Below are 21,347 nucleotides of genomic sequence, written 5' to 3'. Positions count from 1 at the left end.
GCGGCATGGGAGATCTGCTCGTCTTCGTACTGAGCGGCCTGGTCTCCGGGGCCCTGTACGCACTGCTCGCCACCGGGCTGGTGCTGTCGTACTCGGCGTCCGGGCTGTTCAACTTCGCGCACGGGGCCACCGCCTACCTGTGCGCGCTCACCTTCTACGAGCTGCACTCGGGCCTGGGCTGGCCGGCCGTCCCGGCGGCGCTGCTGGTGGTGTTCGTCCTCGCCCCCGGCCTCGGCTGGGGGCTGGACCGGCTGATGTTCCGGCGGCTCGCGCGGGTCGGCGAGACCGCGCAGATCGTGGCGACCATCGGGCTGCTGGTGGCGCTGCCGGCGGCCGGGCTGTGGGTGGTGGAGCTGCTGGCGGACGCGGGCGCGCCCGTGAAGCCCGCCGAGAACCAGTTCGGGCTGCCGGGGGTCGGGCCGAGCCCGGCGACGTCCTGGCAGCTCGCGGAGGGCGTCGGCATCGACTCCGACCAGCTGATCACCTGGGTGGTGACGGCGGTGGTGGCGGTGGCCCTGTGGGTGCTGATGCGGCACACCCGGCTCGGGCTGCTGCTGCGGGCCGCCGTCGACAACCGCTCGCTGACCGAGCTGCGCGGGATCAGCGCCGACCGGCTGTCGTCGGCGGCCTGGATGATCGCGTCGGCGCTGGCCGGGCTGGCGGGTGTGCTGGCGACGCCGCTGCTGGGGCTGTCCGCGCACGACTTCACGCTGTTCCTGTTCGTCTCGGCGACGGCGGCGGTCATCGGGCGGTTCGCGTCCGTGCCGCTCGCCTTCGCGGGCGGGCTGGGGCTCGGGGTCCTGCAGAACCTGGTGGCCGGGTACGCGTCCTTCGCCGAGGGCATCACCGGCTTCCGTACGGCGGTTCCGTTCCTGATCCTGTTCGGGGGCCTGCTGGTGCTGACGCGCCGGGCGCGGACGGCGGGGGTCGCGGCCGTGGACGCCCCGCCGGTGGACCATCTGGCCGGGGCCTCGTGGGGGCGGCGGTGGGGGGTGTGGGCAGCGGGCGGCGGGCTGCTGTGCGTGGCCTTCTACACCGTGACCACGCCGTTCTGGAGCGGGCTGCTGGCGCAGGGGCTGGCCATCGGGCTGGTGTTCATGTCCTTCACCGTGGTGACCGGGCTGGGGGCGATGGTCTCGCTGGCCCAGGGCACCTTCGTGACCGGCGCGGCGCTGGTGGCCGGACTGCTGATGAGCCGGGGCTGGCCGTTCGTGGCGGCGCTGGCGGTCGGGACGTGCGCGGCCGCCGTACTGGGGGCCCTGGTCGCCCTGCCGGCGCTGCGGCTGGGCGGGCGGTCGCTGGCACTGGCGACCCTGGCGCTGGCGTTCCTGGCCGACCAGGTGCTGTTCCAGCTTCGGTGGCTGCGGAACGGGGATTCGGGATGGCCGATCCCGCGGCCGGTGTTCGGGCCGGTGGACCTGTCCGACGACCGGGCGCTGGGGGTGGCCCTGGTGGTCCTGGTCGCCCTGGTGGCCGCCGGGCTGAGCTCGCTGCGGGGCTCCCCGTCGGGGCGGGCGATGCTGGCCGTACGGTCGGCGCCCGCGGCGGCGATGGCCTCGGGGGTGTCCGTCCTGCGGACGAAGCTGCTGCTGTTCACCCTGTCTGCGGGGCTGGCCGGGTTCGGCGGGGTGATGTACGCGTCGTTCAACACCCGTATCACGGCGACGGACTTCACGGCGATGACCGGGTTGGTGTGGCTGGCGGTGGTGGTGGCGGCCGGGGTCCGGCGGCCCGCCTACGCCGTGGTGGCGGGGCTGGTCTTCGCGGTTGCCCCGAGGCTGCTCGCGGATTACGTGACATCGTCCGCGCACCTGCCGGTGATCCTGTTCGGCCTGGCGGGACTGGCCTTGGCCAATGACCCCGACGGGTACTGCGCGGCCGTGCCGGTGCGGCTGGCCCGGCGGCGGGCCGGGGTCGGGGGCCCTGCGGGGCTCTCCCCCACCCCGCCCCTTCCCGAAACCGGGGGCTCCGCCCCCAGCCCCCCGTCCCCGGGCTCCGCCCCGGACCCGGCGGGGGCTCCGCCCCCGAACCCCCGCGCCTCAAACGCCGGCGGGGCTGAATTGCCCGGAGGGAGATTCCAGCCCGCCCGGCGTTTGAGGGCCGGGGTCTGGGGCGGGGTGGGGGAAGGCCCCGCAGGGCCCGCCCTCGAGCTGCGCGGCGTAGCGGCCGGGTACGACGGGGGGTTGGTCCTGCACCGGGTCGATCTCGCCGTCCGGCAAGGGGAGATCCTCGCCGTGCTCGGGCCGAACGGGGCCGGCAAGAGCACCGCCTGCCGGGTGGCCGCCGGGCTGCTGCCCGCCACCAGCGGCGAGGTCCGCGTACGCGGGCGGGACGCCACCCGCGACGGGCCCGTACGGCGGGCGCGTGCCGGGGTGCTGCTCGCCCCTGAAGGCCGGGGCATCTTCCCCTCGCTCACCATCGAGGAGAACCTGACGCTGTACCTGCGGGAGCCCGACGCCCGGACCGCCGTGTACGACCGCTTCCCGCGCCTCGCGGAACGCCGCGGGGTGGCCGCCGGCGCCCTGTCCGGCGGGGAGCAGCAGATGCTGGCCCTGGCGCCGCTGTTGCAGCGCCCGCCCGAGGTGCTGATCGCCGACGAGCCCTCGCTCGGTCTCGCCCCGCGCGTGGTGGAGGAGGTGTACGCCCTGCTCACCGAACTGCGCGACGCCGGGACCGCGCTGCTCCTGGTGGAGGAGAAGGCGGCGGAGATCCTCGGGATCGCCGACACCGTGGCCTACCTCTCCCAGGGCCGGGTCTCCTGGTGCGGCCCGCGCGCCGAGGTGGAGGCGGACCGGCTCACCGAGGCCTACCTGGGGATGGCGACATGAGCGGCAGCGGGAGCGCGTACGTGCTGGAGGCCCACGGCGTCAGCGTGCGGTTCGGCGGGGTCCGGGCGCTGACCGGGGTGGACCTCGGGATCCGGGCGGGCGAGGTGTGCGGGCTCATCGGGCCGAACGGGGCCGGGAAGACCACGCTGTTCGACGTCCTGTCCGGGATCCGGCGGCCCGACCAGGGGCGGATGCTGCTGGACGGGGTGGACATCACCCGGCGTTCCCCCGTCTGGCGGGCCCGGCACGGGATGCGCCGTACGTTTCAGCGCCAGCAGCTGTTCGGGCAGCTCAGCGTGGCCGAGAACCTGCTGGTGGCCCAGGAGTGGCGCGGCGGCGGGGGCGGACTCGCCGCCGACCTGGTCGCCTTCCCGGCCCGGCGGTCACGGGAGCGGGCCCGCCGGGAGCGGGGCGAGCGGGTGCTGGCCGACTGCGGGATCGGCGCGCTGGGGACCTCGTACGCCGGCGGGCTGCCCGTCGGGCAGGGACGGATGGTGGAACTGGCCCGCGCGGTGGCCGATCCGCCGCGGGTGCTGCTGCTGGACGAACCGGCGTCCGGGATGTCGGCCCCCGAGCGCGAGCAGCTCGCGGCGGTCGTCCGGCGGCTGGCGCGTGAGGAGGGCTGCGCGGTGCTGCTGGTCGAGCACAACGTGGCCTTCGTGATGGACCTGTGCGAACGGGTGGTCGTACTGGACCTCGGAGCGGTGCTCGCCGAGGGCCCGCCGGCCGAGGTACGGGCGGATCCGCTCGTACGGGAGGCGTACCTCGGGACGGCGTGAACCGTCCGGGGGTGGCGGGAATACGGTGCACGGGGGGCCGGTTGTGGCCCCTCGTACGCCCCCGCCACCGACCCGAGGGAACGACCAGACGTGAACCAGGTCCCCACCGTCAAGCTCAACAACGGCACGCTCATGCCCCAGCTCGGCTTCGGTGTCTGGCAGGTGCCGGACGCGGAGGCGGACCGGGCCGTCGCGACCGCGCTGGAGGCGGGCTACCGCAGCATCGACACGGCGGCCGTGTACGGCAACGAGGCCGGCACCGGCAGGGGTCTTGCCGCCTCCGGGGTGGCGCGCGAGGAGCTGTTCGTCACCACGAAGCTGTGGAACGGCCCGCAGCGGACCTGGAACCGGGACGCGGTGCTGCGCGCCTTCGACGATTCGCTCGGCAAGCTGGGCCTCGACCACGTCGACCTGTACCTGATCCACTGGCCGCGTCCGATGCGCGACGACTTCCTCTCCATCTGGCGCACCTTCGAGGAGATCGCGGCGAGCGGCCGGGCCAGGGCGGTCGGCGTGTCGAACTTCCGCCCGGCGGACCTGGACCGGCTGGCGTCGGCGAGTGCGCTGGTGCCGGCCGTGAACCAGATCGAGCTGCACCCGCTGTTCCCGCAGGACGCACTGCGTGCCGTGCACGCCGAGCGCGGGATCGCCACCGAGGCCTGGTCCCCGCTGGGCCAGGGCAAGGAGCTGCTGACGCTCCCGGCGGTGACGGAGATCGCCGCCAAGCACGGCCGCAGCGCCGCGCAGGTGGTGCTGCGCTGGCACGTCCAGCACGGCAACGTGGCGATCCCGAAGTCCGTGACCCCGGCCCGGATCCGGGAGAACCTGGACGTCTTCGGCTTCGAGCTGGACGCCGCCGACGTCGCCGCGCTGGACGCCCTGGGCGCGGGCGCGGCGGCCCGGCGGATCGGTCCGGACCCGGCCGTCTTCGACGTGTGAGCGGAGTCCACGTGAAACTTCCCGAGGGGCTCTACCGCATCCGCAACGTGGACAGTGGGCTGGTGCTCCAGCTGGAGGGCGCCTCCCGGGTACGGGTCGGACCGGACGGCCCGCCCGCGCCGGAGGCCGCCCGCCGGTGGCGGATCTCGCCGGTGCACAGCGGCGGCGGCGTCTTCCACGTGGTCAGCGAGGACAACGAGCGCCGCCTCGACGTGGCGAACGCCTCGACGGACAGCGGCGCCCGGGTGCAGGTGTGGCGCGCCAACGCCTTCGGCGCGCAGGAGTGGATCGTCGAGGAGCACCTCGACGCCCCGGGCGTGGTCTCGCTGATCGCGTGCATCAGCGGCCTCCCCCTGGAGGCCGACCCCCAGGGCCGCGCCCGCCAGGGCGAGGACACCGACTCCCCGACCCAGTGGTGGCGCCTGGAGCCGGTGTAGCGAGCCCGCGCGGGGTTGCGGTCCTGGCCGCGGCCCGTGGAGCCGTCTCGGCGGCCGGGCGCGGTATCGGCATCAGCTCGCGCCGTGCGCCGGGGCGAGGGATTCGACGCGCTCGGCGAGTTCGAAGTCGTTGGACGTCACCACGCCGCCCGCGTCGTGGCTGTTCACCGACAGCCGGACCGTGTTGTAGCCGAGGGTCAGGTCGGAGTGGTGGTTCAACTCCTCCTGGACCGAGGCGATGTGGGCCACCAGGGCGCTCGCCGCGAAGTGCGTGCCCAGCCGGTAGGTACGGAAGATCCGGTCGTTCTCGAAGGCCCAGCCGGGGAGTTCCCGCAACCGGTCCTCGATCTCCTTCTGCGACAGCGGTTCACTCGGCATCCACCGGCTCCTTTGTTCCGTCCTTGCCCGTGACGTGTAGTCAAGGTTCCCACAGTGCGCGCCGGAACAACCCTTTCGCGCCATAGTGCGCGCGGGTGCTTTCCGAGCCTTCCGCGCCCCACCCGGCCCCCTTATGCTCCTGCGCCGGACGTGACCGTTACCAGCGGTAACAAGGGGACGAAGGGGCGACACCTCCATGGTGAGCACAGGCAGTTCCAGACGTACGTTCATCGCGGGCACCGCGGCGGCCGCCGCCGCCGGCGGCGCCTTGCCCGCGGGCCTGGCGGCAGCACCGGCGGCAGCCGCGACCGGAGCGGGAACCGGGAGCGCGCCGAACGGCCGGCGCGTCGCCGTCCTCGGCGGCGGGGTGGCCGGGCTGACCGCGGCGCACGAACTCGCCGAGCGCGGCTACGCCGTCACCGTGTACGAACGCCGCGCGCTCGGCGGCAAGGCCCGCAGCATGGACGTGCCCGGCAGCGCCCGGGGCGGCCGCCGGCCGCTGCCCGCCGAGCACGGCTTCCGCTTCATCCCGGGCATTTACCACAACCTGCCCGACACGATGCGGCGCATCCCGTTCCCCGGGAACGCGAACGGCGTGTGGGACAACCTCGTCGCCCCGCGCGAGATGATGTTCGCCCGGGCGGCCGGCCGCGAGGACCTGCGCGCGCCGATCCCCTGGCCGGAGCACTCCCCCGCCGAGCTGACGCCCGAAGAGCTCCGGCGCGCCCTCACCGGCATCCTGCAGTCGCTGGTACGGCTGCCGCTGCACGAGACGGCGTACTTCGTGAACCGCGTACTGGTCTTCCTCACCAGCTGCGACGAGCGGCGCGACCAGGTCTGGGAGCACACTCCCTGGTGGGACTTCGTCCGCGCGGCGCAGATGTCGGGCGAGTACCAGCGGATCCTCGCCGTCGGCATCACCCGCAACATCGTCGCGACCAAGGCGGAGGAGGCCTCCACCCGTACGGTGGGCACCCTCGGCGAGGCCTTCGTCTTCAACCTGCTGGGGCGCGGCGCCGACGGCCCGCCGGACCGGATCCTCAACCTGCCCACCAACGAGGCGTGGATCGACCCCTGGGAGGCGCATCTGCGCACCCTCGGCGTGCAGTTCAAGATCGGCTGGACCGTACGGGAGGTGCAGTACGGGAACGGCCGGGTGAGCGGGGTCGCCGTCCTGGACCCGGCCGGCGCGCGGCAGACCGTCACCGCGGACCACTACGTCTCCGCCCTGCCCGTCGAGCACGCGCGGCGGACCTGGGGCGCCGCGCTGCGGGCCGCCGATCCGATGCTGGGGCGCTGCGACAAGCTGGAGACCGACTGGATGACCGGGATCCAGTTCTACCTCACCGAACGGGCCCCGCTGGTGCACGGCCACCTCAACTGCATCGATTCCGCTTGGTCGCTGACGGCGATCCAGCAGGCCGAGCACTGGCCCGCCCGCGACTTCCCCGCCGACTACGGCGACGGCACCGCGGTCGACTGCCTGTCGGTGGACATCTCGGAATGGGACAAGCCCGGGATCCTGTACGGGAAGACGGCCAAGCAGTGCACCCGCGAGGAGGTGGCGCGCGAGGTGTGGGCCCAGCTGAAGGCCTCCCTCAACGACACCGGGAAGACGCTGCTGAGCGACTCCGCGCTGCACTCGTGGTTCCTGGACCCGGGCGTGGACGGGCTGGGCACCCCGAACCCGACCAACGAGGACGAGCTGCTGATCCACCCGACCGGCACCTTCCACAACCGGCCGAGCGCGGGCACCCGCATCCCCAACTTCTTCCTCAGCGGGGACTACGTGGCGGTCGACATCGACCTGGCGACGATGGAGGGGGCCAACGCCTCCGCCCGGGCAGCGGTCAACTCGCTGCTGGACCGCGATGGTTCGCAGGCCTCGCGGTGCACGGTCCAACCGCTGTACCGGGCTCCGGAGGTCGAGTCCGCCAAGCGGCACGACCTGTGGCGCTACCGTCTCGGCTTGCGGAACGCCTTCGATCTGGGCTGACCCGCCGGACGCGCTCGGCTACCGTCGGGCGCATGACCACCACGATGCCCACGGTCGGCGCCCTGCTCCGTACGTGGCGGGAGCGGCGCGGGATCAGCCAGCTGGAACTGGCGGGCCGCGCCGACTCCTCGTCCCGCCACATCAGCTTCATCGAGACCGGGCGGTCCCGGCCGAGCGAGGAGATGGTGCTGAGGCTCGCCGACCGCCTGGACGTGCCGGTGCGGGAGCGCAACGCCCTGCTGCTGGCGGCGGGTTACGCCCCGCACTACGCGCAGACGGCTCTGGACGACCCGTCGATGGGGACGCTGCGGGAGGGCATCGAGCGGCTGCTGACCGGATACGAGCCCTACCCGGCGCTGGTGGTGAACGCCACGTACGACGTCGTCGCGGCCAACCGGGGCGTCCTGATGCTGATGGACGGGCTGCCGGAGCACCTGCTGGCCCCGCCGCTGAACGCCATGCGGCTCACCCTGCACCCCGAGGGCCTGGCTCCGAGGATCCGCAACCTCAGGGAATGGCGCGGACACCTGCTGGCGCAGATGGAGCGCCAGATCGCGCTGGCCCGGTCCGAGCCGCTGCGCGCGCTGTACGAGGAGGTGTCCGCCTATCCGGTCGCCGAGCGGCCGGACGACCGCGAGGCGGACGAGCCCGTCCCGTACATCGCGCTCCCGCTCGTCATCGAGCACGACGGCCACGTGCTGTCCTTCGTGTCCTCGATCGCGACCTTCAACACACCGATGGACGTGACCGTCGCCGAGCTGGCCATCGAGACGATGCTCCCGGCCGACCCGGCAACGGTGAAGTACCTGCGCTCACTTGGCGGCTGAGCGCAGGGCGAGCTGCTGGAGCAGGGCGAACCCGGCGACGGTCAGGGCCTGCGCCGGGATCCACACGGCCCCGGCGGCGGTCGGCGAGAACCAGAGGGCGAGGGCGGCCAGGCTCAGGGCCGCCCAGGCGTAGTTGGTCTCGATCACGAGCTTGACCGGCAGGGCCGGCGGCTGCCTCCGGGAGGCAAGCCAGCCGACGGCGGCGCCGTACGCGACGAGCAGGATCCCGAGCTCCAGCAGCAGCCCCTGCCCGACCCCGAGCAGCCGGCCCAGCGGGGCCGAGAAGGCGACGTACGCCAGGCCGTTGCCGGTGGTGACCACGGAGTCGAGGGCGAGGAAGCGGCGCAGCATGGCCTGCGGCTCGGCGGTGCGGGCGATGCTGCCGAGCAGGGTTGCGGACATGGGAAATCAGCCTCCGTCGAGGTCGAACGCGGGGATGGAGTACGGGTTTACGGGTCCCGGAACCGAGTGCGCGGCCCCGGAACCCGATGCCTCCACTGTGCGGGCCCGGCCCCCGGCAGGTCGATTACCCCGGAGGTAAGGCGCGGCCCCGGGCGGGCCCGACGGACGCACCGGAGAACGTACCGAACAGTAGTTTTGCGTGAGTTGGGCGCACCTCGGCCCAACAGGTGCCTCCGTGACCGAAATGAGATGTCATTCCGCTTCCGGGAATCGATCACTTCGCACCCTTGGTGACCATTTTTGATCTTGTAGGGGCGGCTACTTTCAAGCCAGTGATCGCTTGCGACGTGCACGGCGGTCGAATCGTCATCCCCTGGGGGGATCTTGCGTTACCGAAGAAGACCGGACGGGCCCGCGGGGCGCGTCCGTTCGCCGTTGAGGGCACCGGCCGGTCTGGGTGCCACGGCGGCGGCGCTGGCTGTCGTGATGACCGTCTCGACGATCTACGGAGCCGAGGCCGCTGTCGCCGCCCCCGCTCCCGCGGCCGACAAGGCGAAGCAGACCAAGGAGACCGCGCAGTCCGCGGCGGACGTGCCCTCGGCCCGGGTGGCCGCGCGTCTGTACAAGCACCGCGTGGAGGCGCTCTCGGAGCGTTCCGAGACGTCGACGACCTGGGTGAACCAGGACGGGTCGCTGACCACCGAGGTCGCGGCGGGCCCGATCCGCTTCAAGGACGCCGCCACGGGCGAGTGGCGCGACGTCGATGTGAACCTCGCGGCGGCGCCCGACGGTTCGGTCGCTTCCAAGGCCCATCCGCAGGGCCTGCGCCTGTCCGGGAAGACGGCCGCGAAGGTGTCCTTCCTGAAGACGGCGCAGCCTGCCGAGGCCACCGATCTGGTGACGCTGGGCTCCGGCGACGAGGCGATCACGCTGCAGTGGCGCGGCGGTCTGCCGACGCCGAAGCTGGACGGCACGCGGGCCACGTACGAGGGCGCCGTGCCGGGCGCGGACGTGATCGTCGAGGCGACCCGTACCGGCTTCGAGCAGTTCGTCGAGGTCAAGGCCAAGCCCGAGGCGGGCTTCGGCTACACGCTGCCCCTGAAGACCAAGGGTCTGAAGGTCGAGCAGCAGCCGGACGGCAGCGTGCTGTTCACCGACAAGAAGTCCAAGCAGACCGCGACCATGCCGGCCCCCGTCATGTGGGACGCCACCGTCGACGCCGCCTCCGGTGAGCACACCCGGCGGGCCAAGGTCGGCCTGAAGGTCGTCACGACCAAGGACGGCGCCGACCTCGTCATCACCCCCGACGCCGCTTTCCTCGCGGACCCGGCGACGAAGTACCCGGTGACCGTCGACCCGTCGACCTCCGCGCTGGGCAACCTGTTCGACACCTACGTCCAGCAGGGCGAGACCGTCGACTGGTCCAACGACACCGAGCTGGACCTCGGCAATCCGGGCACGAAGAACGCCGACGGAACCTTCCGCACCGCCCGTTCCTTCATCACCTGGAACACGGCCCCGGTCGCCGACGCACTGATCTCGGACGCGAAGCTGTCGCTGTGGAACTTCCACTCCGGCAACACCGACTGCACCGCCCAGCCCTGGGAGGTGTGGACCGCCAACAACGCCTCCACCGCCTCCCGCTGGACAAACCAGCCGGCGATGGTCACCAAGATGGCGACCTCCACCGAGACCAAGGGCAACCCGGGCTGCGGCACGCAGCCCGACGGCTGGGTCAACGCGGACGTCACGAACCTGGTCCAGCACTGGTCCAACAACAAGTGGGCGTACTCCGGCATGGGCCTGCGGGCCACGGACGAGGCCAACATCAAGCAGTGGAAGCGGGTCAACTCCGCCAACGCCGCCTCCAACGTCCCCAAGCTGACGGTCACCTACAACTACCGGCCGCGCACGGGCACCAAGCAGGAGGCCGGTCCGCCGTTCTTCTCCTACGGCGGCGCCTACGTGGTGAACACGGTGACGCCGACCCTGCGCGACACGTTCGTCGACGCCAACGGCGATAAGATCCAGGGCGCCTACCAGATCTTCGACTCGGCCACCGACACCCAGGTCGGCGACATCCTGCGCTCCGCGTTCGTGCCGTCCGGGCAACCCGCCCCGGTCACCGTCCCCGCCGGGGTGCTCGTCAACGGCAAGACGTACAAGTTCCGTTCCTCCCCCTACGACGGCACCCACTACAACCTGGGCTGGTCGGCGTTGAAGACGTTCACCGTCGACACCGCCGCCCCCTCCGCCCCCAACGGGCTGACCTCGACGGACTACCCGTCCGCTGCCTGGGTCAAGGGCGTCGGCCAGGCGGGCAACTTCACCGTCTCCCCGCCCTCCGGCACGGATCACCAGTGGCTCGAATGGTCCCTGGACGGCGCCGAGTGGACGCGTGTGCCCACCGACGGCACCCCCGGTACGCGGACCCTGTCCGTCACCCCGCCGTCGAACGGAACCCACACCCTCCTGGTGCGCACCGTCGACAAGGCCGACAACGAGTCCGAGGCGGTCGAGTACACCTTCCACGCCGGACCGGGTGGATTCGTCCAGCCCGCGGACGGCGAGCGCTCGGCCCGTCGGCTCCCGCTGACCGCCGAAGCCGACGGCGCCAAGTACGACGCGGCGTCCTTCTCGTGGCGCCGCTCCGAGGCAGACCCCTGGGTCCAGATCCCGCCGGGGCACGTCACGAATGGCGGCACGGCGCTGACGGTATGGCCCGTGTCCCTGACCGCGGGACGCACCCCCGCCCTGGTCTGGAACGCCACCGACACGGTCGACCCGGACGGCAGCGTCCAGATCAAGGCCGACTTCACCGGACCGGGTGGCGCCACCGGCGCCACGGAGCCCCTCGTCGTGGTCGTCGACCGCAACGCGAGCGGGGCCGCCACCAGCCAGGTCGGCCCGGGCTCGCTGAACCTGCTCACCGGCGACTACGAGGTGTCGGCCACCGACGTGAACGCCTTCGGCATGGCCGTCTCCCGCACCACGTCCTCGCGCGACCCGCACAAGGGCACCAAGCAGGAGGGCCAGGCCGCGATCTTCGGCCAGGAGTGGGCCTCCGGCACGGCGGCCGAGATCGTCCAGTCCGACTACTCGCACGTCGCGCGGGTCTCGGACACGGCCGTGGACGTCGTGACCACCTCGGGTGACGCGCTGCACTTCACCGCCAACGCGGCGCGCAACGGCTGGGTCTCCGAGCCCGGCGCCGGCGGCATGACCCTGACCGGCAGTGTCAGCGGCTCGTTCACGCTGACCGACGACGGCGGTACGGTCACCGAGTTCACCCGGGCGGACCCGGCGATGACCACCTGGCAGGTCGCCAGCACCCTGGTCAGCGGAGTCGAGAATTCGACGACCACCGTGGTCTCGGAAACGGTCACCGTCGACACCAAGAAGCTGGCCCGCCCCAAGCGGGTCATCGCCCCGACCTCCGCCGCGACCGCCTCGGCCTGCGCGACCACCCCGCAGACCAAGGGCTGCCGCTCGCTGGAGTTCGTCTACGCGACCGCCACCACCGCCACCGGATACAGCACCTCCGCCGACTTCGGCGACTTCGCCGGCCAGGTGAAGGAGATCCGGCTGTGGTCCACCGAGCCCGGCGCCGCGAACGCCACCTCGAAGGCGGTCTCCACCTACCGCTACGACGCAGGCGGCAACCTCCGCCAGCAGTGGGACCCCAACCTGGCGCAGAGCACCCAGACGCAGTACGCCTACGACGCGGCCGACCGCATCAACTGGCTGCAGGCCAAGTCCGAACTGCCCTGGTCGTTCACGTACGGCCAGGCGGGATCCTCGCCCACGGCCGGTGACGGCATGCTCCTCAAGTCCTCCCGTTCCGGTCTGAAGCCGGGCACGGCGGCCGAGGAACTGGGCACCGCGACCACCAGCATCGTCTACGGCGTCCCGCTGAACGGCGCCGCGGCCCCGTACCCGATGGGCGCGGCCGACGTGAAGGCATGGGGGCAGACCGGCGCACCCACCGACGCGACCGCCGTGTTCCCCGCCGACGCCGTTCCCTCGTCCCACTCCGGTACGTCACTCGCCGCCTCGGCCTACGCTCGGGCGTCGATCACCTACCTGGGCGCCTCCGGACGGCCCGTCAACAGCGCGGCGCCCGGCGGACACATCACCACCACCGAGTACGACCGGTACGGAAACACCGTCCGTGAGCTCTCGGCCGCCAACCGGGCCCTCGCCCTCGGCACGAGCCCCGCTGACCAGGCAGCACAGGCCAACCTGGGCATCGGCCAGCTCACCAGCGCCGAGCGCGCCCACCAGCTGAGCACCTCGACCGCGTTCGACGCGGCCGGAGAGCGGCAGCTCGGGAAGCTCGGACCGCTGCGCCGCGTCGACCTGACCGCCGACTTGAAGAACGGAGCGACCCTGCTGGTCCCGGCCGGCACCTCGGTGACCGCCCGCGACTGGTCGGTCCTCGAGTACGACGCCGGGCGACCCACCGACGGCTCCGCCAAGGTCAAGGACCAGGTGACCAAGGCCACCGTCGGCGCCCAGGTCCGCGAGCACCCGACGGTACTCGGCGAGCCCCGCGCCACCGAGACCGTGTACGACTGGACCAGGGGCCTGCCGATCCGGACCGTCAGGGACCCGGGTGGCCTCGCCATCACGGAGACCACCGAGTACGACGGCAAGAACCGGGTCTCCAAGCAGCTCCTCCCCGGCGCGAACGGAAGCGACGCCGCCACCCGCGTCACCACGTACTGGTCGGCGACCGGCACCGGCACCTGCCAGGGCCGCCCCGAGTGGGCCGACCTGGTCTGCTCGGTCGGTCCGGCCGGCGACATCACGGGAGGCGGGTCGAACCCGGCCAAGCTGCCGACCACCACCACCGAGTACAGCTGGTGGGGCAACCCGGCCAAGCGGATCGAGACGGTGAACGGGTCCACGCGGACCACCACCACCGAGTACGACGCGGCCGGACGGACGACCAAGGTCACGACGGCGGGCGGCTCCGGCCAGGCCGCCCCGGAGGCCACCACCGAGTACGACGCGGTGACCGGCCGGGCCGTCAAGAACACCTCGCCCACCGGCGGGACCATCGTCAAGCAGTTCGACAAGCTCGGCCGGACGATCTCCTACACCGATGCCGACGGCGGTGTCACCACCACCGAGTACGACCTGCTCGACCGGCCGGTCAAGGTCGCGGACAGCGTGCCGTCGACCGTCACCTACACCTACGACCACGCCGTCGAACCCCGGGGCCTTCCGACGAAGACCACCGACTCGGTCGCCGGCGAGTTCCGGCCGTCGTTCGACGCGGAGGGAGCCGTCCGCAGCGAGAAGCTGCCCGGCGGGTACACGCTCAACGTCAGCACCGACTCGGGCGGTGACGTCACGCACCGCAGCTACGTGCGCGACAGCGACTCGACCGTCGTGTACAGCGACACCGTGAACGAATCCGTCCACGGCCAGATCACGGCGCACGCCGGTCTGTCCGACCAGCGCTTCCGCTACGACACCGCGGGCCGCCTGGCGTCCGTCGAGGACACGGCGGACACCGTCTGCACCCGTCGCACTTACACCTTCGACGGGCGTTCGAACCGCACGGGCCTGACCACGGCGGCGGGTACCCCCGGCGCGGACTGCCCGGCCACCGGCGGAACCACCACCACCCACACCTACGACAGCGCCGACCGGCTCGTCGACAGCGGCTACGCCTACGACGAGTTCGGGCGCACCACCACCGTCCCGGGGCACGGGACCGTCGCCTACTACAACACCGACCGCACCCGCCAGCAGACCCTGTCCAACCAGCGGCAGACCTGGGGCCTCGACGCCGCCCAGCGCTACCGCGGGTGGACGAAGGAGTCGTACAACGGCTCCGTCTGGACCCAGACCGCTTCCCGCGTCAACCACTACAGCGACGACGCGGACAACCCGCGCTGGATCGTCGAGGACACCGCGAGCGGTGCGGTGACCCGCAACGTCGCCACCGCCGGCGGCCTGACCACCACGAGCAAGACGGGGGACGTCGTCCTGCACCTGACGACGATCCAGGGCTCGGTGGCCGTCCAGCTGCCGCTGAACGTCTCGCAGGCACCCGTGGCGCTGGACGCCGACGAGTACGGCAAGCCCCGCGCGGGGCAGGCCGTGGCCCGCTACGGCTGGCTGGGCGCGCACCAGCGCTCCAGCGAGACGCCGAGCGGTCTGACCTTGATGGGAGCCCGTCTCTACAACCCGTCCACCGGCCGCTTCCTCTCCGCGGACCCGGTCTACGGCGGCAGCGCGAACGCGTACGAGTACGCCAACGCCGACCCGGTCAACCAGCAGGACCTCGACGGCCGGATCTCCAAGTCCTGGCGCAAGAAGATCATCGAGGCCAACGCCTGCATGTCGCTCGGATGGCGCGGCTGCGCCCTCGCCTCGGCGATCTCCGGAATGCTGCTCGCGGCGTTCAGGAAAGGCCGGACCAACAACGCGATCCGGCACTTCATGTGGCAGGCGAGTCTCACCTTCTTCTTCGGCGCCCGAGCGGCCAAGCGGCTGGGAGACGCGCACGAATGGGGCCAGACCGGGGACGACACCAAGATCGACCAGCACAACAACAGCGTCGCCCGGTATTTCGCCACCAGGTACCGCTGGGCCATGACGGCCTGGTACTACTCAGGCTGGTTCTGGACGAACCTCTACTTCACGGCACGCCTCTACCTCAAGTGGGGCTACCTGAAGCGGTACTGGTAGACCGGAAAGGAGAAAGCCTGTGATTCCGACACGATCCCCGCGGCGCGGGCTGATGCTCGGGCTGGCCGTCACCCTCGGCTGCGTGAGCGCCCTCGCCCTGGTGGCCGGATCGCTGTACGCCCTGTTCTACGGCTCGGAAGGTTCGTGCGAGGAGAACAAGGCGGTGGAGCGGATGGCTCAGGTCGCGGCGGCGACACCCGCCGCCGCAGCCGGTACCACGCCGGTGGCGGAGTCGACCTCGGTGGAGTGCATGGACGACAGCGGAGATCCCTGGGTCACCGCGGACAGCGCCTACACCCATGACGGGGACGCACAGCCGCTGATAGCCCACTACTGGGACACCGCGGCGAAGGACGGCTGGAAAGCGGTCGGTACCCGGGCGCAGGCCCCGGACAGGTTCCGCGACAGCGGTGTCTGTTTCCGCAAGGAGGTGGCGGGCGAACCCGCGCTGCTCCGGGTCTCGTCCACCGGACCCGCGAGGTTCGTGGTGAGCGTGGAGTCCGCATTGGACGGATCCAAGATGCCCTGCTGATCCGTTGACCATCCACAGAGGCGCTCAGCGGGCCGTCCCGGCCTGCTGAGCGCCTCTTCCGTTGCCGCGTGCCAACTCCGTGGCTTGCCAACCTTTTTTGAGCCGTACGGCAGGAAATGTTGCGTTACCGCTGGTTCGGCGTGGGGCGGGCGGCTAGGCTTCACGCAGCCCAGCCCCTCGAACGTCTTGTCGACTTACGGAGAAGCAGCCGGTGCGAGCCGCCGCCCGACCCGATCTCGCCGCGCTCCGGCGGCGCGTGGAGGAGCTGTCGGAGCGGCACGGGCAGGATCCGGCCCCCTTACTGGCCATCCCCCGCCTGAGTCACCTCTCCGGCGTCGAACCCGGCCGGATACCCGCGGTCATCGCGGGCCGGGTCGCCGAACTGCCCCTGGAACAACGGGTGCACCTGCGCTTCCTGCGGCTGCGCGCCACCCGCCGCGACAAGCACGGCCGGGAGTGGCCGCTCGCCGCCATCGCCGACGACTTCGACGCACCCGGGGCCTCACTGGGCCCCCTCAACGCGGGGACCGGACTGCCCCGGCTGGGTCACGCGGCCGGCGTGCAGCGCTTCTTCGGGGTCTACGCCGGCTTCCTGCTGGCCGACTGCAAGAGCGCGGTGGAACGGGCGCTCGCCCTCACCCCGGAGGGTCGCGACGATCTGGCGCACCTCTCCCACCTGACCGGCATCACCCCGCAGGTCATCCGGCTCACCCTCGACGGCAGGCCGCCCGGGCTCCCGTTGAAGGAGCAGGTGCGCGAGCGGTTCGAGCACCTGCGCCGCACCCGGGTACGGGAGGACGGGCAGCCCCACTCCCTCTCCGCCATCGCCAGGTCCTTCGACGCCTCCGGGCAGTCGCTGACCCGCCTCGTCCAGGGCGAGGGCCTGCCGAACCTCGCCGCGGCCGCCGGGATCCAGCGGTTCTTCGGCGTGGAGGGCGGCTTCCTGCTGTCCGACGACACCGAGGCGCTGGGCACCGCGCTCACCGACATCGTGCGCGAACTGGAGTGCGTGGAGCGGCAGCAGGAGAACCCGATGCTCGCCGTGCTGCGGGCGCACGACGTACGGAGCATCGTCACCCGGGCCGGCCGGCTCTCCCCGCGGGGCTGGAAGTCCCTCGCCGACCACCTGGACGACCTGCTCGCCCGGGAGGGCCAGCTCGGCCGGCCAGCCGGCGGCGGCACCGGCGAGGATCCGGCGGCCGGGGACCCGACGACCGAGGGCCCGACAACCGATGGCCCGGCCGCCGCGGGGGGAGCGCGATGAGGACCACACGGGCGATGCGCGGGCTCGCCGGGGATCTGCTGGCGGACGTGCGCCTGACGCCGCCGGCCGGTGCCGGCGAGATCATCGGGCGCCTGTGCGCCGCGTACGCCCGCCGCCGCGGCGGCCGGAAGGTCGATTTCCGTTTCGCCTCCTTCCCGCCCGACACCGCCAGCGGGCTGTGGCTGGAGATGGCCGAGCGCGACCTGCTCGTCATCGAGGAGCGCACCCGCCCCGAGCACCAGCTCGTCATCGCCTGCCACGAGTTGTGGCACGTCGACGAGGGAACCTGCGACAGCCACGGGCCCGGCATGGCGGTGGCCGCACGCCTGACGGGGCGCCACGGCGACCTCGCCGGACTGCTGCACTCCGACGCCGGGCTGACCGAGGTCATCCGGCAGGCCGCCGCCCGGGCCGACCACGGCGATCCGGCGGAGATCCGGGCCGAGATCTTCGGCCTGCACCTCGGCAAACTCCTCAGGCCGTACCTGCCTCCACCCCGGGAAGAGCAGTTCCCCGAGGCGATCGAGCGCATCAAGACCTCGCTCGGCTGGGGGAGCCCCGTGTCACGACGGTGACCGGTGCCCGCCCAGCCGCCGCACCCCTCGCGCCGATGCCCTCACAGCACGGCCCCGACAGAGAGCACGACACGATGCCCCAGTCTTCCCCGCCCCGCCACGCCGTCGTCATCGGCGGCAGTCTGGCCGGCCTGCTCGCGGCCGCCGTCCTCGCCGAGTACGCGACGGTGACCGTCGTGGACGCGGACCCGCTGCCCGAGGGCCCGGCGCCGCGGCGCGGACTCCCGCAGGCCCGGCACACCCACCTCCTGTGGTCCGGCGGCGCCCGCGCCATCGAGAAGATCCTGCCCGGCATCACCGACGACTGGACGGGCGCGGGCGCCATCCGCCGCAGCCTGCCCACCGACCTGGTGACCAAGACCGCGCAGGGCTGGATCCCGCGCGTCGGGGAGAAGCAGTTCAACATCTCCTGCAGCCGCGACCTCCTCGACTCGGTGGTCCGCGCCCGGGTGACCGGCCTGAAGGGCGTCTCCACGCTCCAGCAGAGCCGGGTCCGGGCGCTGGAGGGCACCGCCGCCCGCGTCACCGGCGTCCGGGTCGACACCCCCGACGAGTCGGGCGTTCTGCTGGCCGCCGACCTCGTGGTCGACGCGAGCGGGCGCGGCTCGCGCGCCCGGACCTGGCTCCAGGCCCTGGGCGTGACCGGCATCCGGCAGGCCGAGGTCGACTCCGGCCTCGTCTACGCGACGAGGATCTTCCAAGCCCCGGCCGGCGCCCACGAGATGGGCTTCCCCATCGTCAACGTGCAGTCGGACCCCAGGGTGCCCGTCCCCGGGCAGACGGCCACGATCGTGCCCATCGAGGACGGCCAGTGGCAGGCCACCCTCTCGGGTACCCGCGGCGGCCAGCCGACCGGCGACCCCGACCGGTTCATCCCCTTCGCGAAGGGCATCCGGGACCCGCTCGTCGGCGAACTCCTCGAGGGGAAGAAGCCCCTGACGGACGTCGCCGTCACCCAGGGCACCGCCAACCGCCGGATCTACTTCGAGAAGGCCGAACTGCCGGACGGCTTCTTCGCGGTGGGCGACTCGGTGGCCACCTTCAACCCGCTGTACGGCCAGGGCATGACGGTCGCCGCGCAGGGGCTGCTGGCCGTCCGCTCCCTGCTCCGGCAGAAGGGGCTCGCCCACCCCGGCTTCGGCCGCGAGGCGCAGCGCGCGATCGCCCCCCAGGTGAGCACCGCCTGGGAGCTCGCCACCTCGCAGGACATCCTCTATCCGGGGGCCACGGGGATGAAGCCGCGCGCCGGGACGGGCCTGCTCAACGGCTACGTCAACCGGCTGATGACGGGCGCCACCACCCACGAGGCGCTCACCGCCGCCCTGTTCAAGGTGCTCACCATGAGCAGCGCTCCCACCCACTGGCTCCACCCGTCGGTGGTCTGGCACGTACTGCGCGCCTCTGATCGGGGCGCGCTCAAGGCCCCGCCGCTCACCGCCGCCGAGCGGGCCGTCGCCGGGCTCGGCCCGGTGCCGGGCCCGTCCGGACCGGTGGCGCCCGACCCGGTGGACCCGGTGGACCCGGTGGACCCGGTCGGCCCGGCCGACCCCGTCGGTCAGGCCCGGTGAGCGAGGGGATCCTGCGCTTCCTGCCGGGATCCGTCATGCTCCTGGCCCTGCTGATCAAGGCGCCGACGCTGCGGCGGGGCGGGGACCAGCCGCTGAACCGGGCCGCGTGCGCGCTGCTCGTCGTGGGCGCCCCGCTCACGTTCCTGGCGTCGCCGTCGACGATCTCCACGGTCAACCGGCTCACCGGCGTGGTGAACTTCTCCGCGCCGCTGGTGTTCGGCCTGATCACCGTCTTCTCGGGGGCGTGCGTGGTCCTGGTCCTGCAGTGGGGCGGCGGCCCGCCCGCGGCCGTACGGCGGGCCACCCGGCTGACGGTGGCCGTCTTCGGCGCGGTGACCGTGGCGATCGTCGTGCTGTTCGTGATCGGCGACGCGCCGGTGGAACGGGTCCGGGACCTGGACACGTACTACGCCACGACGCCGTGGATCCGCGAGATGATCGTCTGCTTCCTGCTGGCCCACACCGTCGGGACCTCGGCGCTGACCCTGCTGTGCGGCAAGTGGCTGTGGCGCGCGGACCGTTCGCTGCGCCCGCTGCGCACCGGGCTGGCGCTGATCGTGTGCGGCGGCCTGCTGGACCTGGCCTACCTCGCCTCGAAGTGGGCCTCGGTGGCGGCCTGCTGGGCCGGCCGGGACTGGGTGGTCCCGGCGGACGTGGCCCTGTCGCTGGCCTCCGGGGCGGCCCTGTTGATCGGTACGGGGTTCATCGTGCCGCTGGTCGGCGGGTCGGCGGCCTGGCAGGACTTCAGCCGGTACCGGCGGCTGCGTCCGCTGTGGAAGGCGCTGCGCGGGTGCGCGGGCGCCCGGGCGCGGACCGTGCCGCTGGTCTGGTGGACGCCGGTCGGGATCCGCCTCGTCCACCGCGAGTCCGTGATCGACGACGGCATCCTGGCGCTGGCCTCCTGGTTCGATCCCGCCGTGCGGCGTACCGCGTACGAGGCGGCGCGCGGGCAGGGACTGGACGAGGCCCGGGCCGCCGTGGTCGCGGACGCCGCCATGCTCGCCGCGGCCTGCCGGCGGCGGGCGGCCGCCGCGGAGGGCGGGCACCCGGACCCGCACCGGCTGGACAGCGGCCCGCTGGACGCCCTGGCCCGGGAGTTCCGCGCCTCCCCCATCGTGGCCGCGGCCCGGGAGGCTGCCACCGCCGGGATCTGAGCAGACCGGAACGCCCCGGACCCAGGGGCCCGGGGCGTTCGGCTCGGCTGGGCTCAGAGGTCGGCGAGGGCCAGCCCGGCCTGCGCGGCGGCGGCCTGGACGGTCTGCTCGAGCAGTACGGCGATGGTCATCGGGCCGACCCCGCCCGGTACCGGCGTGATCAGCGAGGCGCGGGCGGCGGCGGACTCGAAGTGCACGTCGCCGACGTTCCCCTCGTTGTAGCCGGCGTCCAGGACGACCGCGCCCGGCTTGATGTCCTCGCCGCGGATGAACTCGGCCTTGCCGACGGCGGCGACCAGCACGTCGGCCTGGCGCACGATCGAGGGAAGGTCCTGGGTGCGGGAGTGACAGTAGGTGACGGTGGCGTTCTGCTCCAGCAGCAGCATCCCGGCCGGCTTGCCCAGGATGGCGCTGCGGCCGACGACCACGGCGTGCTTGCCGGTGAGGTCCACGTCGTAGGCGGCGAGCAGGCGCATGATGCCGCCGGGGGTGCAGGAGACGAAGCCCGGCAGTCCGAAGCCCATGGCGGCGAAGGAGTGCATGGTGACCCCGTCGACGTCCTTGCCGGGGGCGATGGCCTCGAAGGCGGCGCGCTCGTCGATGTGGTGCGGGACGGGGTGCTGGAGCAGGATGCCGCTGATCTCCGGGTCCTCGGAGAGCGCGGTGAGGGTGGCGACCAGTTCCTCGGTGGTGGTCTCGGCCGGCAGCTCCACGTGGCGGGAGGTGATCCCGGCCTTGGCGCAGCGGTTCTGCTTCATGCGCACGTAGGTCACGGAGGCGGGGTCCTCACCGACCAGCACGGTCGCGAGGCAGGGCGCGGTGCCGGTGCGCTCGGTGATCTTCGCCGCGTAGGCGGCGGTCTGCTCCGAGATGCGGCGGGCGAGGGCGGTGCCGTCCATCAGCTGGGCAGAGGCAGGGGCAGTCTGGGCAGTCGTCACGGGGTCTCCTGAACGTCGCTGCGGT

Annotated in this window: 15 protein-coding genes; 12 read left to right on the top strand and 3 right to left on the bottom strand. The window is 72.6% G+C overall.

Annotation, left to right across the window (positions count from 1 at the left end; all coding sequences use genetic code 11):
* Positions 1 to 5: 5 nt before the first annotated feature.
* The 4 genes from ACIPUC_RS16620 (at position 6) to ACIPUC_RS16605 (ending at position 4,983) form a co-directional block, all read left to right on the top strand.
* Positions 6 to 2,828, top strand: a complete 2,823-nt coding sequence (locus ACIPUC_RS16620) for an ABC transporter permease subunit (protein WP_446590095.1) — start codon at positions 6 to 8, stop codon at positions 2,826 to 2,828.
* The gene (locus tag ACIPUC_RS16615) at positions 2,825 to 3,607 is read left to right on the top strand and encodes an ABC transporter ATP-binding protein (RefSeq protein ID WP_446590094.1); all 783 of its coding nucleotides are present in this window, start codon (positions 2,825 to 2,827) and stop codon (positions 3,605 to 3,607) included. Before ACIPUC_RS16620 ends, ACIPUC_RS16615 begins: the two co-directional genes overlap by 4 nt.
* Positions 3,608 to 3,697: 90 nt before the next feature.
* Positions 3,698 to 4,546: an aldo/keto reductase gene (locus ACIPUC_RS16610; protein ID WP_446590093.1), complete on the top strand. Its 849-nt coding sequence runs from the start codon at positions 3,698 to 3,700 to the stop codon at positions 4,544 to 4,546.
* An 11-nt stretch (positions 4,547 to 4,557) separates the two neighbouring features.
* Complete coding sequence (locus ACIPUC_RS16605; protein WP_446590092.1) at positions 4,558 to 4,983, top strand: RICIN domain-containing protein; 426 nt, start codon at positions 4,558 to 4,560, stop codon at positions 4,981 to 4,983.
* 72 nt (positions 4,984 to 5,055) lie between these two features.
* Here the strand turns inward: ACIPUC_RS16605 and ACIPUC_RS16600 are convergent, their stop codons facing one another.
* Entirely contained in the window at positions 5,056 to 5,361 is a 306-nt protein-coding gene (locus tag ACIPUC_RS16600; RefSeq protein WP_446590090.1) for a 4a-hydroxytetrahydrobiopterin dehydratase, read from the bottom strand.
* A gap of 196 nt (positions 5,362 to 5,557) precedes the next feature.
* On the opposite strand from ACIPUC_RS16600, the gene ACIPUC_RS16595 reads away from it, so the two are divergent.
* Both ACIPUC_RS16595 and ACIPUC_RS16590 read left to right on the top strand, forming a co-directional pair.
* Positions 5,558 to 7,357 carry a hydroxysqualene dehydroxylase gene (locus tag ACIPUC_RS16595; protein WP_446590089.1) on the top strand — a complete coding sequence of 600 codons (1,800 nt, stop codon included), beginning with the start codon at positions 5,558 to 5,560 and terminating at the stop codon, positions 7,355 to 7,357.
* 32 nt (positions 7,358 to 7,389) lie between these two features.
* Positions 7,390 to 8,184, top strand: a complete 795-nt coding sequence (locus tag ACIPUC_RS16590) for a helix-turn-helix domain-containing protein (RefSeq protein ID WP_446590088.1) — start codon at positions 7,390 to 7,392, stop codon at positions 8,182 to 8,184.
* On the opposite strand, the gene ACIPUC_RS16585 is transcribed toward ACIPUC_RS16590, so the two are convergent.
* Entirely contained in the window at positions 8,170 to 8,586 is a 417-nt protein-coding gene (locus tag ACIPUC_RS16585) for a hypothetical protein (protein WP_446590087.1), read from the bottom strand. The genes ACIPUC_RS16590 and ACIPUC_RS16585 overlap by 15 nt on opposite strands.
* 486 nt (positions 8,587 to 9,072) lie before the next feature.
* Between ACIPUC_RS16585 and ACIPUC_RS16580 the strand changes: the two genes are divergently transcribed.
* The 6 genes from ACIPUC_RS16580 to ACIPUC_RS16555 all read left to right on the top strand — a co-directional run bounded on the left by ACIPUC_RS16580 (position 9,073) and on the right by ACIPUC_RS16555 (position 20,384).
* Positions 9,073 to 15,291 carry a DNRLRE domain-containing protein gene (locus tag ACIPUC_RS16580; RefSeq protein WP_446590085.1) on the top strand — a complete coding sequence of 2,073 codons (6,219 nt, stop codon included), beginning with the start codon at positions 9,073 to 9,075 and terminating at the stop codon, positions 15,289 to 15,291.
* A gap of 19 nt (positions 15,292 to 15,310) precedes the next feature.
* Positions 15,311 to 15,823 (top strand): hypothetical protein, encoded by a 513-nt coding sequence (locus ACIPUC_RS16575; protein WP_446590083.1) that lies wholly within the window; start codon positions 15,311 to 15,313, stop codon positions 15,821 to 15,823.
* A 211-nt stretch (positions 15,824 to 16,034) separates the two neighbouring features.
* Positions 16,035 to 17,087: a hypothetical protein gene (locus ACIPUC_RS16570; protein WP_446590082.1), complete on the top strand. Its 1,053-nt coding sequence runs from the start codon at positions 16,035 to 16,037 to the stop codon at positions 17,085 to 17,087.
* Positions 17,084 to 17,662, top strand: a complete 579-nt coding sequence (locus tag ACIPUC_RS16565; RefSeq protein ID WP_446590080.1) for a toxin-antitoxin system, toxin component — start codon at positions 17,084 to 17,086, stop codon at positions 17,660 to 17,662. The genes ACIPUC_RS16570 and ACIPUC_RS16565 overlap by 4 nt, the downstream gene beginning before the upstream one ends.
* 74 nt (positions 17,663 to 17,736) lie before the next feature.
* Positions 17,737 to 19,230 (top strand): NAD(P)/FAD-dependent oxidoreductase, encoded by a 1,494-nt coding sequence (locus ACIPUC_RS16560; protein ID WP_446590078.1) that lies wholly within the window; start codon positions 17,737 to 17,739, stop codon positions 19,228 to 19,230.
* A complete protein-coding gene (locus ACIPUC_RS16555; protein WP_446590076.1) occupies positions 19,227 to 20,384 on the top strand; it encodes a DUF6545 domain-containing protein in 1,158 nt (385 codons plus the stop codon). The genes ACIPUC_RS16560 and ACIPUC_RS16555 overlap by 4 nt, the downstream gene beginning before the upstream one ends.
* A gap of 53 nt (positions 20,385 to 20,437) precedes the next feature.
* Here ACIPUC_RS16555 and ACIPUC_RS16550 read toward each other — a convergent pair whose 3' ends face one another.
* Positions 20,438 to 21,283: a bifunctional 5,10-methylenetetrahydrofolate dehydrogenase/5,10-methenyltetrahydrofolate cyclohydrolase gene (locus tag ACIPUC_RS16550; RefSeq protein ID WP_446590443.1), complete on the bottom strand. Its 846-nt coding sequence runs from the start codon at positions 21,281 to 21,283 to the stop codon at positions 20,438 to 20,440.
* Positions 21,284 to 21,347: the final 64 nt, after the last annotated feature.

This window comes from Streptomyces sp. LARHCF249 (assembly GCF_052871255.1).
The sequence above is the reverse complement of the archived record's forward strand: the minus strand, read 5'-3'. Positions and strand labels throughout refer to the sequence as shown.

Excerpts from the sequence above, each read along its gene's own strand:
- ACIPUC_RS16620 (WP_446590095.1), top strand. The coding sequence starts at position 6 with ATGGGAGATCTGCTCGTCTTCGTACTGAGCGGCCTGGTCTCCGGGGCC.
- ACIPUC_RS16615 (WP_446590094.1), top strand. The coding sequence starts at position 2,825 with ATGAGCGGCAGCGGGAGCGCGTACGTGCTGGAGGCCCACGGCGTCAGC.
- ACIPUC_RS16600 (WP_446590090.1), bottom strand. The coding sequence starts at position 5,361 with ATGCCGAGTGAACCGCTGTCGCAGAAGGAGATCGAGGACCGGTTGCGG.
- ACIPUC_RS16595 (WP_446590089.1), top strand. The coding sequence starts at position 5,558 with ATGGTGAGCACAGGCAGTTCCAGACGTACGTTCATCGCGGGCACCGCG.
- ACIPUC_RS16590 (WP_446590088.1), top strand. The coding sequence starts at position 7,390 with ATGACCACCACGATGCCCACGGTCGGCGCCCTGCTCCGTACGTGGCGG.
- ACIPUC_RS16585 (WP_446590087.1), bottom strand. The coding sequence starts at position 8,586 with ATGTCCGCAACCCTGCTCGGCAGCATCGCCCGCACCGCCGAGCCGCAG.
- ACIPUC_RS16580 (WP_446590085.1), top strand. The coding sequence starts at position 9,073 with ATGACCGTCTCGACGATCTACGGAGCCGAGGCCGCTGTCGCCGCCCCC.
- ACIPUC_RS16565 (WP_446590080.1), top strand. The coding sequence starts at position 17,084 with ATGAGGACCACACGGGCGATGCGCGGGCTCGCCGGGGATCTGCTGGCG.
- ACIPUC_RS16560 (WP_446590078.1), top strand. The coding sequence starts at position 17,737 with ATGCCCCAGTCTTCCCCGCCCCGCCACGCCGTCGTCATCGGCGGCAGT.
- ACIPUC_RS16550 (WP_446590443.1), bottom strand. The coding sequence starts at position 21,283 with ATGGACGGCACCGCCCTCGCCCGCCGCATCTCGGAGCAGACCGCCGCC.